This window comes from Streptomyces sp. NPDC018947 (genome assembly GCF_044390505.1).
In the GTDB taxonomy this organism is placed as follows: domain Bacteria; phylum Actinomycetota; class Actinomycetes; order Streptomycetales; family Streptomycetaceae; genus Streptomyces.
On record NZ_JBIRZD010000001.1, the window covers coordinates 535,296 to 550,325 of the forward strand.

The 15,030-nt window shown below is 74.7% G+C and carries 15 protein-coding genes, 1 other RNA gene and 1 pseudogene; 9 read left to right on the plus strand and 8 right to left on the minus strand.

Going from position 1 to position 15,030, the window contains the following annotated elements; translation table 11 throughout:
- Positions 1 to 65 precede the first annotated feature (65 nt).
- From rnpB to ACH499_RS02440, 4 genes and pseudogenes are all read right to left on the minus strand, one after another.
- An RNA gene (gene rnpB / locus ACH499_RS02425) (RNase P RNA component class A) lies at positions 66 to 467 on the minus strand.
- A gap of 70 nt (positions 468 to 537) precedes the next feature.
- Positions 538 to 1,365, minus strand: a pseudogene (locus ACH499_RS02430) (DMT family transporter); the annotation flags it as partial.
- A 21-nt stretch (positions 1,366 to 1,386) separates the two neighbouring features.
- The gene (locus tag ACH499_RS02435) at positions 1,387 to 2,211 is read right to left on the minus strand and encodes an AraC family transcriptional regulator (RefSeq protein ID WP_399013353.1); all 825 of its coding nucleotides are present in this window, start codon (positions 2,209 to 2,211) and stop codon (positions 1,387 to 1,389) included.
- Positions 2,212 to 2,246: 35 nt separating this feature from the next.
- Entirely contained in the window at positions 2,247 to 2,606 is a 360-nt protein-coding gene (locus tag ACH499_RS02440) for a hypothetical protein (RefSeq protein ID WP_399013354.1), read from the minus strand.
- A 100-nt stretch (positions 2,607 to 2,706) separates the two neighbouring features.
- Here ACH499_RS02440 and yaaA point away from each other — a divergent pair, with 100 nt between their 5' ends.
- Both yaaA and eda read left to right on the plus strand, forming a co-directional pair.
- The gene (gene yaaA / locus ACH499_RS02445) at positions 2,707 to 3,489 is read left to right on the plus strand and encodes a peroxide stress protein YaaA (protein WP_399013356.1); all 783 of its coding nucleotides are present in this window, start codon (positions 2,707 to 2,709) and stop codon (positions 3,487 to 3,489) included.
- Positions 3,490 to 3,550: 61 nt separating this feature from the next.
- The gene (gene eda / locus ACH499_RS02450; RefSeq protein WP_356197196.1) at positions 3,551 to 4,210 is read left to right on the plus strand and encodes a bifunctional 4-hydroxy-2-oxoglutarate aldolase/2-dehydro-3-deoxy-phosphogluconate aldolase; all 660 of its coding nucleotides are present in this window, start codon (positions 3,551 to 3,553) and stop codon (positions 4,208 to 4,210) included.
- Here the strand turns inward: eda and ACH499_RS02455 are convergent.
- The 3 genes from ACH499_RS02455 to ACH499_RS02465 are packed head-to-tail and all read right to left on the minus strand — an operon-like array spanning position 4,185 to position 7,210.
- Entirely contained in the window at positions 4,185 to 5,594 is a 1,410-nt protein-coding gene (locus tag ACH499_RS02455) for a bifunctional RNase H/acid phosphatase (protein WP_399013359.1), read from the minus strand. The two genes, eda and ACH499_RS02455, sit on opposite strands and share 26 nt — an antisense overlap.
- A 12-nt stretch (positions 5,595 to 5,606) precedes the next feature.
- Positions 5,607 to 6,350 (minus strand): C4-type zinc ribbon domain-containing protein, encoded by a 744-nt coding sequence (locus ACH499_RS02460; protein WP_365593054.1) that lies wholly within the window; start codon positions 6,348 to 6,350, stop codon positions 5,607 to 5,609.
- Positions 6,347 to 7,210, minus strand: a complete 864-nt coding sequence (locus ACH499_RS02465; RefSeq protein WP_399013360.1) for a Nif3-like dinuclear metal center hexameric protein — start codon at positions 7,208 to 7,210, stop codon at positions 6,347 to 6,349. The genes ACH499_RS02460 and ACH499_RS02465 overlap by 4 nt, the downstream gene beginning before the upstream one ends.
- A 198-nt stretch (positions 7,211 to 7,408) precedes the next feature.
- Between ACH499_RS02465 and ACH499_RS02470 the strand changes: the two genes are divergently transcribed.
- Entirely contained in the window at positions 7,409 to 8,650 is a 1,242-nt protein-coding gene (locus ACH499_RS02470) for a hypothetical protein (RefSeq protein WP_399013361.1), read from the plus strand.
- Positions 8,651 to 8,747: 97 nt separating this feature from the next.
- Entirely contained in the window at positions 8,748 to 8,912 is a 165-nt protein-coding gene (locus ACH499_RS02475; RefSeq protein WP_356197185.1) for a hypothetical protein, read from the plus strand.
- Between the two features lie 104 nt (positions 8,913 to 9,016).
- Here ACH499_RS02475 and ACH499_RS02480 read toward each other — a convergent pair whose 3' ends face one another.
- The gene (locus tag ACH499_RS02480; protein WP_399013362.1) at positions 9,017 to 9,889 is read right to left on the minus strand and encodes a MaoC/PaaZ C-terminal domain-containing protein; all 873 of its coding nucleotides are present in this window, start codon (positions 9,887 to 9,889) and stop codon (positions 9,017 to 9,019) included.
- Between the two features lie 227 nt (positions 9,890 to 10,116).
- Here ACH499_RS02480 and ACH499_RS02485 point away from each other — a divergent pair, with 227 nt between their 5' ends.
- The 5 genes from ACH499_RS02485 (at position 10,117) to ACH499_RS02505 (ending at position 14,949) form a co-directional block, all read left to right on the plus strand.
- Positions 10,117 to 11,856, plus strand: a complete 1,740-nt coding sequence (locus tag ACH499_RS02485) for an MFS transporter (RefSeq protein ID WP_399013363.1) — start codon at positions 10,117 to 10,119, stop codon at positions 11,854 to 11,856.
- Between the two features lie 89 nt (positions 11,857 to 11,945).
- Positions 11,946 to 12,596, plus strand: coding sequence for a class I SAM-dependent methyltransferase (locus tag ACH499_RS02490; protein ID WP_399013365.1), 651 nt, complete (start codon positions 11,946 to 11,948; stop codon positions 12,594 to 12,596).
- A 36-nt stretch (positions 12,597 to 12,632) separates the two neighbouring features.
- Positions 12,633 to 12,893: a hypothetical protein gene (locus ACH499_RS02495; protein WP_356197178.1), complete on the plus strand. Its 261-nt coding sequence runs from the start codon at positions 12,633 to 12,635 to the stop codon at positions 12,891 to 12,893.
- 83 nt (positions 12,894 to 12,976) lie between these two features.
- On the plus strand, positions 12,977 to 13,972 hold the full coding sequence (locus ACH499_RS02500; protein ID WP_399013368.1) for an N-acetylmuramoyl-L-alanine amidase: 996 nt from the start codon (positions 12,977 to 12,979) through the stop codon (positions 13,970 to 13,972).
- Positions 13,973 to 14,130: 158 nt separating this feature from the next.
- Entirely contained in the window at positions 14,131 to 14,949 is an 819-nt protein-coding gene (locus tag ACH499_RS02505) for a hypothetical protein (RefSeq protein ID WP_356197175.1), read from the plus strand.
- Positions 14,950 to 15,030 lie beyond the last annotated feature (81 nt).

A 15,030-nucleotide genomic window follows, 5' to 3' on the forward strand; every position in this document is an offset into this window, starting at 1 on the left:
TACGGAACGTCATGCGCGGGAAGAGACCCGGCCAGGCCGTCGGAACCATCTCGGCGTGCGGGCGGCAGACGAGTCGGGCTGTACGCCGGGTTCTGTTCCCGGGGTTCCTCGCGGAGCCCCGGGCGACGGCCATCCATCTAGGGCCGGCGTTGCCGCCGGCCTCCAGCGGTCTACCCGCGGACTCGGGCGGGCAGCCCTCGAACGTCCGCGCAGAGACACCTGGGCGTCTCCTCTTGACCTTGCTCCGGGTGGGGTTTACCTAGCTGTCCAGGTCGCCCTGGACACTGGTGGTCTCTTACACCACCGTTTCACCCTTACCCGGGACCGAGGTCCCGGGCGGTCTGCTTTCTGTGGCACTGTCCCGCGGGTCACCCCGGGTGGCCGTTAGCCATCACCCTGCCCTGTGGAGCCCGGACGTTCCTCGGGGAGCCCCGCAAGGGACTCCACGCGGCCGCCCGCCCGGCTCGTCTGCCGTGCCGACCATGGTACCCGGCGGACCTCCCGCCTCGGACCGGCGGCGGACGTCGCGAGGACCGAGCCGGCCAGGATCAGGGTGAAGGCGACGCCGATGCCGAGGGTCAGGTCCTCGCCGAGGAAGAGGGCGCCCGCGGCGACGGCGACCGCCGGGTTGACGTAGGTGATCACGCCGGCCCGGGTCGGTCCGACCTCCTTGATCAGCTCGAGGAAGGCCACGAAAGCGATCGCGGTGCAGACGACTCCGAGGCCGGCGAGGGCGGCCAGGACCTCGCCCGAGGGGACGGCGGCGGGCCGGGTCAGGAAGGCGGCGGGCGCGTAGACGACCGCGGCCAGGGTGAGGCAGGGGGTGATGAGCTGGAGGGTGGGGACGTCCTTCAGGTGGCGCGCGGCTATCAGCGGGGCCGTGGCGTAACCCACGACCGTCACCAGCACCTCCGCCAGCGAGCGGGCGTCGCCACCCGTCAGGTGCGGCACGGTGAGGACGGCGACGCCGCCGAGTCCGAGGGCGAGCCCGGTGATCCGGCGGGCGCCGACCCGTTCCTCGGCGCCGAGGAAGCGGGCCAGCAGCACGGCGACGACGGGGACGCCCGCGATGAGCAGGCCGGCGGTGGAGCTGGACAGGTGGCGTTCGGCGTCGGTGAGCGTCCACCAGGGGCCGATGATCTCCACGACCGCGAAGGCCAGCATCGGCTTCCAGTGCGCCCGGACGGTCCGGGCGAGGCCGCCCTGGCGCAGGGCGAACGGGAGCAGGAGGGCGGCGCCGAGCGCGCACCGGGTGAACACGACCACGGACGGGGAGAGGTCCTCCACCGCCACCTTGATCATCAGATAGGGGATGCCCCAGACCACTCCCATCAGGGAGAACAGGGCCCAGCCGCGTGCAGTCATGGCGGCAGTCTGCGCGCCGCCTCACCCGCGGTCTTGAACGCTGTTGCGGTACGCCGCCGGGGTCACCCCCAGCACCCGCCGGAACCACCGCGTCAGGTGCGCCTGGTCGGCGAAGCCCACCAGCGCCGCCGCCTCGGCCGGCCGCAGCCCCGCCTCCAGCAGCCCGCGCGCCCTGGCCACCCGGTGCTGGGCGAGCCAGGCGTACGGGGGTATGCCCATGGCCGTGCGGAAGGCGCGCAGGAGCTGGTAGCGGGACAGGCCCAGGTCGGTGGCGAGGGCGGCCAGGGAGGGCGGGGCGAGGAGTTCGTCGGCGAGGCGGTCGCGGACGACGCGGGCGACGCGGTCGGCGCCGGGGACGGCGCGGTCGACGGCGCGGGCCGTGGAGTGGCGGTGGGCGAGGGCCGTGAGCAGCCAGGGGATGCGGGACTCGGCCTCCAGCGGGTCGGGGCAGCCGGACACGTCCGTGTGCGCGGCGCGCAGGGCGCGGGCGAGTTCGGGGTCGTGGAGGACGGGTTCGCGGAAGTGCGGGAGGCCGCCGCGGGTGCCGTCGGCGAGGAGGGACGGCGCCGCGTACAGGGCACGGTACGAGTAGCCGTCCGGGGCCGCCGGGCCGCCGGTGTGCATCTCGCCGGGTTCCAGGACGACGAGGGAACCCGGGCCGGAGTGGATGTGCCCGCCCCGGTAGTCGATGACCTCCAGGCCGCCGACGGTGACCCCCACGGTGAACTCGTCGTGCGCGTGGGGGGCGTAGACGTGGCGGTCGAAGCAGGCGGTGAGCAGGTCGAGGGGCGGGCCGCAGCGGCCCAGGCGTGCCCTGGTCCAGCGGGCCTGTTCGCGTGTGGCCATGGTGTCTCCCCCGCCGGGAACCCCCCGGTCCCCGCTCAGTGGACCATCGTCTCGAATCCGGCGTCCGAGCAGTAGCGGGCGACGCGGCCTTCGGCGTCGGGGTCGCCGTCGACCGCCAGGGCGGTGTCGTCGAGGACGTGGCTGCCCGCCCGGTCGAGTCCTTCCTTGTCGATCCGCTTCGCGGCGGCGACGGCCGCGTAGCCCGCGATGCCGGCGTCCTCGGCGCGGGCCTTCATGTCCTGCCAGGTCCCGAGCCGGGAGCAGTAGTGCTGCCGCGTCTCGTCGTCCCGCCCGTCGTCGCCGGACGAGCAGCCGCTCAGCAGGCAGGCGCCCGCGAGCAGGACGGCCGTCGCCCAGCGTGCGCCGGCCCGGCCGCGTGTGCACGTGTGCCGCATGAGAAGGCCCCTCCCCGTGATCATCTCCCGTGAGTATGGGACAAGGGCCCCTCGGAAGGCACCCCGTACCCTGGCCGGGAGCTCGAGTGAAGGAGTACGTGTGCTTGTCCTGCTGCCCCCGTCGGAGGGGAAGGCCGCGTCCGGCCGGGGCGCCCCGCTGAAGACCGAGTCGCTGTCCCTGCCCGGGCTCACCGCGGCCCGTGAGGCCGTGCTCGGCGAGCTGGTCGAGCTGTGCGCCGCCGACGAGGAGAAGGCGCGCGAGGTGCTGGGGCTGAGCGAGGGCCTGCGCGGCGAGGTCGCCAAGAACGCGGAGCTGCGCACGGCCGGGGCCCGGCCCGCCGGGGAGATCTACACCGGTGTGCTCTACGACGCCCTGGACCTGGCCTCTCTCGACGCGGACGCCCGGAAGCGGGCGGCGCGGTCCCTGCTGGTGTTCTCGGGGCTGTGGGGCGCGGTGCGCGTGAGTGACCGGATCCCCTCCTACCGGTGCTCGATGGGCTTGAAGCTGCCCGGCCTCGGGGCGCTGGGCGCGTACTGGCGGGCGCCGATGGCCGAGGTGCTGCCCGCGGTCGCCGGCAACGGGCCGGTACTGGACCTGCGGTCTGCGGCGTACGCGACGGCGTGGAAGCCCAAGGGCGAGGTGGCCGGGCGGACGGCCACCGTACGGGTGCTGCACGCGCCGACCCGGAAGGTGGTCAGCCACTTCAACAAGGCGACGAAGGGGCGGATCGTCCGGAGCCTGCTCACGTCGGGCAGCGCGCCCGAGGGTCCGGCGCAGCTGGTGGAGGCGCTGCGCGACCTCGGGTACACGGTGGAGGCGGAGGAGCCCGCGAAGGCGGGGAAGCCGTGGTCGCTGGACGTGCTGGTGGAGGAGATCCACTGAGCGTGTTGCATATATTGCAACGCTAATTGCAGAGAATGCTCACCGAGGGCACGATGAGGCCATGACCTCACCGCTGCCCTCCTCCCCGTCCGCCTCGGTACTGGATCTCGCGCCCGTCGTCCCCGTCGTCGTGGTCGAGGACCTCGCCGACGCCGTGCCGCTCGCCCGGGCCCTGGTGGCCGGCGGGCTGCCCGCGATCGAGGTCACGCTGCGGACGCCGGCCGCCGTCGACGCGATCCGGGCCATCGCCGCCGAGGTGCCGGACGCGGTGGTCGGCGCGGGCACGGTCATCACGCCGGAACAGGTCGGCGAGGTGGTGGCGGCGGGGGCGCGGTTCCTGGTGAGCCCCGGGTGGACGGACGCGCTGCTGGAGGCGATGCGGGGGTCGGGGGTGCCGTTCCTGCCGGGGGTGTCGACCACGTCCGAGGTGGTGGCGCTGCTGGAGCGCGGGGTGCGGGAGATGAAGTTCTTCCCGGCCGAGGCCGCCGGCGGCACCGCCTACCTGAGGGCGCTCGCCGCCCCGCTGCCCCAGGCCCGTTTCTGCCCGACGGGAGGCATCGGCCCGGACTCCGCGCCCCGGTACCTGGCCCTGCCCAACGTGGGCTGCGTCGGGGGGAGCTGGATGCTGCCCGGGGACGCCGTCGCCGGGCGGGACTGGGGGCGGGTGGAGGAGCTGGCCCGCGCGGCGGCGGGGCTCAGCGCAGGTGGGACGTCTCGTTGAACAGCCGCAGGCTGGCGCCGCCGTCCGCGTAGTACGCCACCGCCGACAGCGACGCCGCCGACAGCTCCATGCGGAACAGCGACTCGGGCGGGGCGCCGAGGGCGAGGCGTATGAACGTCTTGATCGGCGTCACGTGCGACACCAGCAGCACCGTGCGGCCCGCGTACGCGGCGACCAGCTTGTCGCGGGCCGCGGCCACACGGGCGCCGGTCGCCGCGAAGCTCTCGCCGCCGCCGGTCGGCCGGGCGTCCGGGGAGGCCAGCCAGGCGTTCAGGTCGTCCGGGTAGCGCTCGCGCACCTCGGCGAAGGTGAGGCCCTCCCAGGCGCCGAAGTCCGTCTCGCGCAGGCCGTCCTCGATCTCGACCTCCAGGCCGAGGCGGGCGGCGACGACGGCGGCGGTCTCGCGGGTGCGTGCCAGCGGCGACGCCACGACGGCCTGGATCGTGCCGCGCCGGGCGAGGCCCTCGGCCACCTTCTCGGCCTGCTCCCGTCCGACGGCCGACAACGAGGGGTCGCTGCCGCCGCTGCCCGAGAACCGCTTCTGCGGGGTCAGCGGGGTCTCCCCGTGCCTGAGCAGGACGAAGGTGGCGGGCGCGCCCATGTCGGGGGGTCCCCAGCCGGGCGCGGCCGTCTTCCCGGCGGCCCTCGTGCCACTGCCCGGCGCCGCCGTCACGCCCCCGGCACGGGGGGCCGGCGCCGCCTCGGCAACCTGCCCGCCGGACGCCTGGGCAGCCTCGGCGACCCGCTTGCCAGGAGCCCTCGCCACCTCGGCGTCCCGCTCACCGCGGGCCTGCGCCGGCTCGGCGGACCGTGGGCGGGGCGACTCGGCCGCTCCCGCTCCGGACGACGCCGCCGACCTGGCGGCCCGCACGTCGGCCTCGGCGGCCCCCGCGGCTCCGGTCTCCCGGGCCGGCGAGGCGGGCGGAGACCACTGCTCCCCGCGGGCCCCCGCGTCCATCGCCTCGTTGGCCAGGCGGTCGGCGTGCTTGTTGCTCGCGCGGGGGATCCACTCGTACGTGACCCGGCCGGGCGGGAAGACCCCCGCCGCCTGTGCCGCCAGCGGCTTCATGTCGGGGTGCTTGATCTTCCAGCGGCCCGACATCTGCTCGACCACGAGCTTGGAGTCCATGCGGACGTGCACCGTCGCCGACGGGTCCAGTGCGTACGCGGCCCGCAGACCGGCCAGCAGGCCCCGGTACTCGGCCACGTTGTTGGTCACGACGCCCAGGTACTCGGCGGTCTCGGCCAGCAGCTCCCCCGTCGCCGCGTCCAGCACCACCGCGCCGTAGCCCGCGGGCCCCGGGTTGCCCCGCGACCCGCCGTCGGCCTCGACCACGAACTCCCGCGCCGCACCCGTCACCGGACCGGTCCCCGCACTCGCCACGGAACCGGCTCCCTACAGCCCGGAGTCGGCCGTGCGCACCAGGATGCGGCGGCAGTTCTCGCAGCGGACCACCGTGTCGGGCGCGGCCGCGCGGATCTCGCTCAGCTCGGTGATGGCCAGCTCCTGGCGGCAGCCCTGGCAGGTCCGCTGGTACAGCTTGGCCGCGCCGACGCCGCCCTGCTGCTCGCGCAGCTTGTCGTAGAGCTTCAGCAGGTCCGCCGGGATCGCGCCGGCGATGACCTCGCGGTCCTTGGCGACCGAGGCCGCCTCGCGGTCCAGCTCGCCCACGGCCGCGTCCCGGCGCCCGGTGGCGTCGTCGATCCGGGCCTGGAGGGAGGCGACGCGCTCGGTCAGCTCGCCGACCCGCTCCTGGGCGGACTCGCGGCGCTCCATGACCTCCAGGACGACGTCCTCCAGGTCGCCCTGGCGCTTGGCGAGGGAGGCGATCTCGCGCTGGAGGTTCTCCAGGTCCTTCGGGGAGGAGACGGCACCGGAGTCCAGGCGCTGCTGGTCGCGGGCGGCGCGCTGGCGCACCTGGTCCACGTCCTGCTCGGCCTTGGTCTGCTCGCGGGCGCAGTCGCTCTCCTCGGTCTGCGCGGCCACGAGCAGGTCGCGGAGCTGGGTGAGGTCCTTGGTCAGCGACTCGATCTCGGCGTGCTCGGGCAGCGACCGCTTCTTGTGCGCGAGCTGCTGGAGGCGGATGTCGAGGCCCTGGACGTCGAGGAGTCGGATCTGGTCGGCGGGCGCGGCGTTCAGTTGGGGGCTCCTGGGGTGTCGGCTGTCGTGGACGCCGCGTGGGCGGTCCAGGGGTCGGTGACCGTCTTGGAGACGTGGACCCGCAGGTCCCATCCGTTGCGGTCGGAGATCTCGTCGAGCTGGGCTGCGGCCAGCTCGCACCAGGGCCACTCGGTGGCCCAGTGCGCCGCGTCGAGCAGCGCGAGAGGACGGGGGGCGTGGTCCGCCATGAACTCGGACGCCGGGTGGTGGCGGAGGTCCGCGGTGAGGAACGCGTCGACGCCGGCCGCCCGTACGTGGTCGAAGAGGCTGTCGCCGGAGCCGCCGCTGACGGCGATCGTGCGGACGGTGGCCTCCGGGTCGCCGGCCACGCGGATGCCCTGCGCGGTGGCGGGCAGCCGTTCGGCGGCGCGGGCGGCGAGTTCGCGGACGGTGAGCGGGTGCTCCAGTTCGCAGACCCTGCCCAGGCCCCGGCGGCCCTCGGGGTCGTCCGTGTCCGGCACCAGGGGGCGTACGACGCGCAGGTCGAGCGCGCCGGCCAGCGCGTCGGAGACGCCCGGGTCGGCGGTGTCGGCGTTGGTGTGGGCGACGTGCAGCGCGATGTCGTTCTTGATGAGCGTGTGCACCACGCGGCCCTTGAAGGTGGAGGCCGCCACCGTCGTCGTCCCGCGCAGATAGAGCGGGTGGTGGGTGACGAGCAGGTCGGCGCCCAGCTTCACCGCCTCGTCGGCGATCTCCTGGACGGGGTCGACGGCGAACAGCACCCGCGCGACCTCCTGACCGGGGTCGCCCACGACGGTGCCGACCGCGTCCCAGGACTCGGCCCGCTCGGCGGGCCACAGGCTCTCCAGCGCGGCGATGACTTCTGACAGACGGGGCACGCACGCAAGGCTACCTGGAGGTTCTGGGCCGCTGTACCCGCCGCGTACCGTCGCGGGCGTACCGGTCCCGCACAGCACACTTCTCGCCGTCGTCTCAGGCGAACCGTTCCTGTGCCACACATACGTGTGATGGGACCTGGCCCCGGTGCCCCGGCCGTGCGTACGAAAACTACCTTCGTCGCCGGAGGTGACCGAACCATGACGGTTTGTGCTGTCGAGCCCACGGCGGACCGGCCCCCGGCCGGCCGGAAGGACGGCGGTCCGCACGGCGCCGGGGCACCGCGCGCGGCCTGCGCCATCACCGCGGACGGAGCCTACGCCGCGCGCCTCGCCCCGGCCGGCGACTGCTGGTACCCGGAGCGCTGGACCCTGGACGGTCCGGAGCCGTACGCGGTGCCCCTGCCCGGCCATCAGCCGGAGGAGCCCGGCACCGAACTCCAGCCGATGGGCGACGGCCGGGTGCTGGTGCACCGTGTCGCGGCCGGGCGCCACCTCTTCGCGCTGCTGTACCCGACCGGTCCCGGAACCGGCGAGCAGCACCTCGGCGCGGTCGGGTGCCCGCAGGACGCCCTGCGGCTGCTGCCGCCGGTGCCGGGCGGCGAGCGGGCGTACGCCCTGGCCGTCGGCCCGCGTACGACGGCGCTGTGGCAGGTGGCGGGCGGTGCGCAGGGGCCCGTGCGCGTCGCCGAGATCCCGGGCCGCTGCTCGGGCGGGGCGTGGCTGGACCGGGCGGGCCGGATGCTGGCCGTGGACCGGGAGACCGGCGGGCGCACGAAGGCGGTCGTGGTGGACCTGGGGTGCGGCGGCGAGGTGTCGCCGCTGCTGCAGATCGCGGCGGACAGCGACGACCGGATACTGCTGGCCGACCCGGACAGCGGGCTGGTGCTCATCCACTCCGACGCGCCCTCGCCGGGGCAGGCCCGGCTGGGCTGGGGCGTGTTGGGCAGCACCCTGCCGGTGCGCTTCCCGCGGTGCCTGCGGATCCCGGAGTGCACGGTGACGCCGTTCGCGGTGCAGCCCGGTCAGGTGCTGACGCCGGAGCGGTGCGCGGTGGCGCTGCGGGTGGACGGCGCGCTGGGGAGCTGGGTCGCGGTGTGGCGGCCCGCCGAACGCGCGGTGCGTCATCTCGCGGCGCCCGAGGGGTGGTTGGCGGGGGCCGGGGTGTGGACGGCCGACGGTGAGCTGCGACTGCCGTACGCGACCCGGGAGTCGCCGTGCGGGGTGGCGCGGGTGACGGTACCCGGCGCCGACGTCGACGCCGACACCTGCGCCGGGCAGGGGGAAGGGGCCGGGAAGGCGGGGCGGTCCGGGGAGCCCGAGGGCGCGGACGCGGAGCGCGAGGGTCCGGACGAGGCGGCCGGGGACGGGCCCGCGACGCCCGGCCCGCAGCGTCCCGTTCCGCTGCAACAGGCCCCTCTGGCCCGGCTTGTAACGAACTAGTGCCGGTTGGCGTGGCCGTCTGGATTCGGGTCGTGGTGTGCCGGTTACACTCGCCCGGCTGCAGGAAAGATCATGTCGACGGGGTGAATTCCTTCTGATGAACGACGCCAGCACGACCCAGCCCATGCAGGCCGATGCCGACGTTCACGAGACCGAGAGCGGCCACGGCCGGCATCGAGGTCCGGTCTCCAGCCAGGACGGCGCGGCCACGCCGCGCGGCCGCCACCGCAAGCCGGTGGAGGAGTCGGGGACGGCGGCCTGACGGTACGCCGGTAGTACAGGGACACACGGCCACGGCCCCGCCCGTCGGATGCGACGGGTGGGGCCGTGGCCGTCCTCGTCCGTACGCCGTACGAGCCGGCGGGCCTACGTGGCGGGCCCGTACCGTACGACGGTGTCGGCGAGGACCGGCGCGTCGTCGCGCTCCACGGCGCCGACCGCCACCCGCACCAGGCCCTCGTCCGCCCGCCACACGCGCACCCGCAGCGTCTCCCCCGGGTACGCGACCCCGGCGAAGCGCGTGCGGTACTCGCGCACCCGGGTCACGTCGCCGTCGAGCACCGTGTCGACGACCGTCTTGAGCGTGCTTCCGTAGGTGCACAGGCCGTGCAGCACGGGCCTCGCGAAACCGGCGCGTGCCGCGAACTCCGGTTCGGCGTGCAGGGGGTTGAGGTCGCCGGACAGCCGGTACAGCAGGGCCTGGTCCTCGCGCAGGGGGCGCTCCACGACCAGGTCGGGCTCCTCGGCGGGCGGCGGCGCCGGGCGTCCGGACGGGCCCCGCTCCCCGCCCCAGCCGCCCTCGCCGCGGACGAAGACCTCGGCCTCCTCGGTCCACAGCGGGCCCTCGGCGCCCGTGACCTCGGTACGCAGCACGAGGACGGCCGCGGTGCCCTTGTCGTACACGGCGGCCAGACGCGAGGCCGCCGTCGCGCGGCCGGCCGACGGCAGGGGCCGGTGGACGCGCAGGCTCTGTCCGCCGTGCAGGACGCGGGCGAGGTCGACGTCGACGCCGGGCACGGACAGGGCGCGGATCACGCCGGGGGCGCCGCCGCCCGCGACGGTGGCGAAGGCGGGCAGGACGCGCAGCCGGGACTCCAGGGTGTAGCGCAGCTCCAGCGGGTCGGTGGCGGGGGTTCCGGCGCCGATGCCGAGGTGGTAGAGCTGGACGTCCTTGTGGTCCCAGGCGATCTCGCGGACGGGGGGTGCGGCGGCGAGCGCCCGGGCTGCGTCGATCGGCATGGCTTTCCCGCTCTCTTCCCTCGGTCCGGTCACCGCCGGCGTGGACGGCACCGACCGTACGGGACGTCCGGCCGCCACGGGTCGAGAGGTACCGGCCGGTGCCAAGAGAAGGTCAAGAAATCGTTAGGGGCTCGAAGCAACGGAATAGTTGCCCGGGCGCACGAGGTTCAGCCTGCACACATCACGTACCGCGCACCGCCGACCACCCGGCCAGGAGGCATCGCTCAATGTTCCACACGACGACCGACGAACCCGCCCGGAGAGCGAGCGGGGCCACCGTCCCGGTGCTCGCCTTCGCGGGCATCGTCGTCGCGGTGATGCAGACCCTGCTCGTCCCCGTCATCAAGGACCTGCCCGAACTCCTGGCGACGACGCCCAGCAACGCCACCTGGGTCATGACCTCCACGCTCCTGTCCGGAGCCGTCGCCACGCCGATCATGGGACGCCTCGGCGACCTCTACGGCAAGCGGCGCATGCTGATCGCCAGCCTGTCCGTGATGGTGGCCGGCGCGCTGGTCAGCGCCTTCACCGACGCCCTGCTGCCCATGATCGTCGGTCGTACGCTCCAGGGCTTCGCCATGGGCGCCATCCCCCTCGGCATCGGCCTGATGCGGGACATGCTGCCCCGCGAGCGGCTCGGCTCGTCGATGGCCCTCATGAGCTCCTCCATCGGCGTCGGCGGCGGTCTCGCGCTGCCCGCCGCCGCGCTGGTCGCCCAGCACACCGACTGGCACGCCCTGTTCTACGGCGCCGCCGGCCTCGGCGTCCTCTCCATCGGCCTGACCCTCCTCGTCGTGCCCGAGTCCCCGCTGCGCGCGAAGGGCTCCTTCGACCTGCCGGGCGCCCTCGGCCTCTCCCTCGGCCTGGTCCTCTTCCTCCTGCCGATCACCAAGGGCGGCGACTGGGGCTGGGGGTCGCCCACCACGCTGGGCCTGCTCGGCGGCTCCGTCGTGGTGCTGCTGCTGTGGGGCCTGATGGAGCTGCGCGTCGCGGCGCCGCTGGTCGACCTGCGCACCACGGCCCGCCGCGAGGTGCTGCTCACCAACCTCGCCTCGACCATGGTCGGCGTCGCCTTCTACGTCGTCTCCCTGGTCCTGCCCCAGCTCCTCCAGCTCCCCGCCTCCACCGGTCACGGACTCGGCCAGTCGATGGTGGTCGCGGGGCTGTGCGTGGCCCCGCTGGGCCTGACGATGATGTTCACCGCGCCGGTGTACGCGCGGCTGTCCGCCCGCTACGGCCCGCGCACCACCCTCATCCTCGGCCTGCTGGTCATCGCGGTCGGCTACGCCGGCGGGCTCGGCCTGATGAGCGCCGCCTGGCAGACCGTCGTGACCTCGGTGCTGCTCGGCGCGGGTATCGGGCTCGCCTACTCCTCGCTGCCCGCGCTGATCGTGGGCGCGGTGCCGGCCTCGGAGACGGGCGCGGCCAACGGCCTCAACACCCTGATGCGGTCCATCGGCACGTCGGTGTCGAGCGCCGTCATCGGCATGGTGCTCGCGGACACCTCGACCACCGTCGGGGGCGTGGCGATCCCGACCATGCACGGCTTCCGGATCTCCTTCCTCATCGCGACAGTGGCGGTCGCGGGCGGTCTCGTGCTCGCCTTCTTCCTGCCCCGCAGGCGCCCGGCAATGACCACGCAACTGCGGGCGAGCAGCGAGGAGGACGCGAACCTGGCCCGCGCCGAACAGGCCCTGCGGGGCTTTCGCGGAAGGGTGCTGGGCGCCGACGGCGCGCCCGTCGCGCGGGCCAGGGTCACGCTGATCGACCGGCACGGCCGCCGGGCCGGGGCGACGCTGTCCGCCGGGGACGGCAGCTACGCCCTCGCGGTGCCCGCCGAGGGCCCGTACGTGCTGGCCGCCCGTGCCACGGGCCACGGTCCGCTCGCCCACGCGGCGACCCACGCGGGCGACGAGCGCCCGGTCGACCTGGACCTGTCCCTGCCGGGCGACACGGTCTCCGCCTGACCCGCTCTTCGCGCACCCCCTGTCGCGGCGCGCGGCGGGGGGTGCGGCAGCATGGGGCGCCGGCACGCACGCACCACCGGGAGGACCCCATGCCCGCGGCACCCACGCCGGAGATCCTGGCCGCCTTCGAGACCGCGAAGGGGTTCATGCCCGCGCACGAGGGACTGGCGCTGTACGAGGCGGCGGTGGAGGCGGGCGGGCTCGGACTGCCGCTGCTGGAGGTCGGCACCTACTGCGGGCGCTCCACCGTGCTGCTCGCCGACGCGGCCCGCCGGGCCGGGGTCACCGCGCTCACCGTCGACCACCACCGGGGCAGCGAGGAGCAGCAGCCGGGCTGGGACTACCACGACCCGGACACGGTCGACCCCGAACTCGGCCTGATGGACACCCTGCCCGCCTTCCGGCGCACCCTGCACCGGGCGGGGCTGGAGGAGCACGTGGTGGCCCTCGTCGGACGCTCGCCCCAGGTCGCGGCGGTCTGGAACGCACCGCTCGGCCTGGTCTTCGTCGACGGCGGCCACACCGACGAGCACGCGAACGCCGACTACGAGGGCTGGGCCCCGCACGTGGCGGACGGCGGCCTGCTGGTCATCCACGACGTCTTCCCGGACCCGGCCGACGAGTTCACCGGCCAGGCCCCCTACCGCGTCTACCTCAGGGCCCTCGCCTCCGGCGCGTTCACCGAGGTCTCCGCGACGGACTCGCTCCGCGTCCTGCGGCGCGAGGGGCCGGGGATCTGAGCCCTCCCCGCCGCGTCCGTGTGCCATCGTTCGGTCATGAGCAGCGACTACGACCGGGTCCGCACCGGCATCGAGTTCATGACCGCCTACGTGTCCGGGGACGACCTGCTGGCCGAGTACGTCGCCGAGCGGCGCCGCGAGGATCCTCTGGCGACGGAGGCGCTGATGGACGGCGCGGCCGCCCTCTGCGCCCAGTTGCTGCGCACCATGGCCCGGGTGACGGGCAAGACCGAGCACGAGCTGCTGCAGGAGCTGGCGCGCGGCACCCACCGGCACGAGCAGCAGTCCGGCGACTGACCCCGTGCCCGGCCCCCGCGCCGGAGCCGTCCGCCGCCGGCGGCCCCTGCGGAGCGCACGCCGCTGCCCGTAAGGTGGCTGGCGTGTCGTACACAGGCCCGGACTTCGATCCTCCCCAGCCCCGCCGGTCGCCGCTGCGTCGGCCGTTGACGGTGGCGGTCGCCGCGCTCGTGGCCGGCGCGCTGCTCGGGTGGGGGGTGTACGCCGCCGTCGGCGCATCGGGGGACGGGGGCGGTGCCGAGCCGGCCACCGGTGCGCCCGCCTCGTCGGCGCCGGTCTCCGGCGGGCCCTCCTCCCCCACCGCCACGTCGCCCACCGCCAAGTCGCCCACGGGCGGCTCCCCTTCGGCCGGCGAGGGCAAGCCCTCCGCGTCCGCCTCGAAGTCCGCGCCGGCCTCCGCGAGCGGCCCGCTCGAGGGGAAGGTCGTCGTCATCGACCCCGGGCACAATCCGCGCAACTTCCAGCACACGTCCGAGATCAACCGCAAGGTGGACATCGGAACGAACCGCAAGGAGTGCGACACGACCGGCACGTCCACCAACGACGGGTGGCCCGAGGCGAAGTTCACCCTCGACGTGGCCCACCGGCTGCGCGCGCTGCTGGAGGCGCAGGGCGCCACGGTGAGGCTGACCCAGGACGGCGACCGGCCCTACGGGCCCTGCGTGGACGAGCGGGCACGGATCGGCAACGAGGCGCGTGCGGACGCCGCCGTCTCGATCCACGCCGACGGTTCGGGCGCCGGCAACCGCGGCTTCCACGTCATCCTGCCCGGCGCGGTGCACGCCGGCGCCGCCGACACCCGCGCCATCGTCGCCCCCTCCGCCGAGCTCGGCCAGCGCATCGCGGGCAACTTCGTCCGGGTCACCGGCAGCGCGCCGTCCAACTACGTGGGCGGCGGTACCGGACTCGTCACGCGCACGGACCTGGGCGGTCTCAATCTGTCAACGGTTCCCAAGGTGTTCATCGAGTGCGGCAACATGCGCGACAGCGCCGACGCGGCCCTGCTGACCAGCGATTCCTGGCGGCAGAAGGCGGCTGAGGGGATGTCTGAGGGAATCGTGAGTTTCCTGCGCGGGTAGCGCCGGGCGCGCCGATCCCTGCGGACAGCGCCACCGTGCGGACGATAGTGTCGTCCGTACGATGAGGGGCCACCCCCGCGCTTCCCATCAGGGCCCGACGGCGGCATGGTGACAGCGACGCCTCTACCGACGACGAGACGACCTACGAAGGACCTGAAGTGAATATCCGCTCCCTCACTCGAGGCGACGGCGTGGTGATCGGAGCAGCGGTGTTGCTGTTCATCGCGTCGTTCCTCGCCACGTACGACGGCGAAGGCAGTGACATCCCCAACGCCTGGGACAACCTGGGCCTGGTGATGAGCATGTACGTCGGCGGCATCATCGGGGCGGCGCTGATCGTCCTCGCCCGCGCGCTTCCCCAGCCGCGCAAGGTGGTCGGCCTGGAGCTCGGTCAGCTCGGCGTCGCGCTGACGGTCTTCTCCGCCTGGACCGCGTTCTGGACGATCATCGACCCGGCCGGCCCGTTCGACCAGCTCGGCTCGGGCATCGACGCCGGTTCCGGCCTCATCCTCGGTCTGATCGCCGCCCTGGTGCTGGCCGCCGGCGCCATCGCCACCCCGCTGGTCCCCGCCCTCAAGGGCTCGCTCGTCCCGGCCCAGCGTCCGGCCGCGCCGCAGCCCTACGGCGGCCAGCCGCAGGGCGGTTACGGCTACCCGGGCGCCGGCGCGCAGCAGCAGCCGTACGGCGGGCAGCCGGGTCAGCCCGGTCAGCCGTCGTTCGGTGGCCAGCCGCAGCCGCAGCCGCAGGCCCCGCAGCCGGCGCAGGCGCAGCCCGCCGGGGACTTCTCGCCGTTCTGGTTCGCCGTGCCGGTGCCGCGTCCGCTGTTCGCGGAGGACGGCTCGCCGACGCCGATCGCCGAACTGGCGCCGGGCACCTGGTACCTGGCCGTCGAGCAGCGCGGCGCGAACCTGGTCGCCCAGACGCAGGACGGGCGTCGCGGCGTCCTCCAGGACACCTCGGGCATCCAGCGCGGCTGACCGCGCCCGCCCCTTCCACGTCGACGGCCCCCCGCCACCGGTTCCACCGGGCGGGGGGCCGTCGTCATGGGGCGGGGGGTG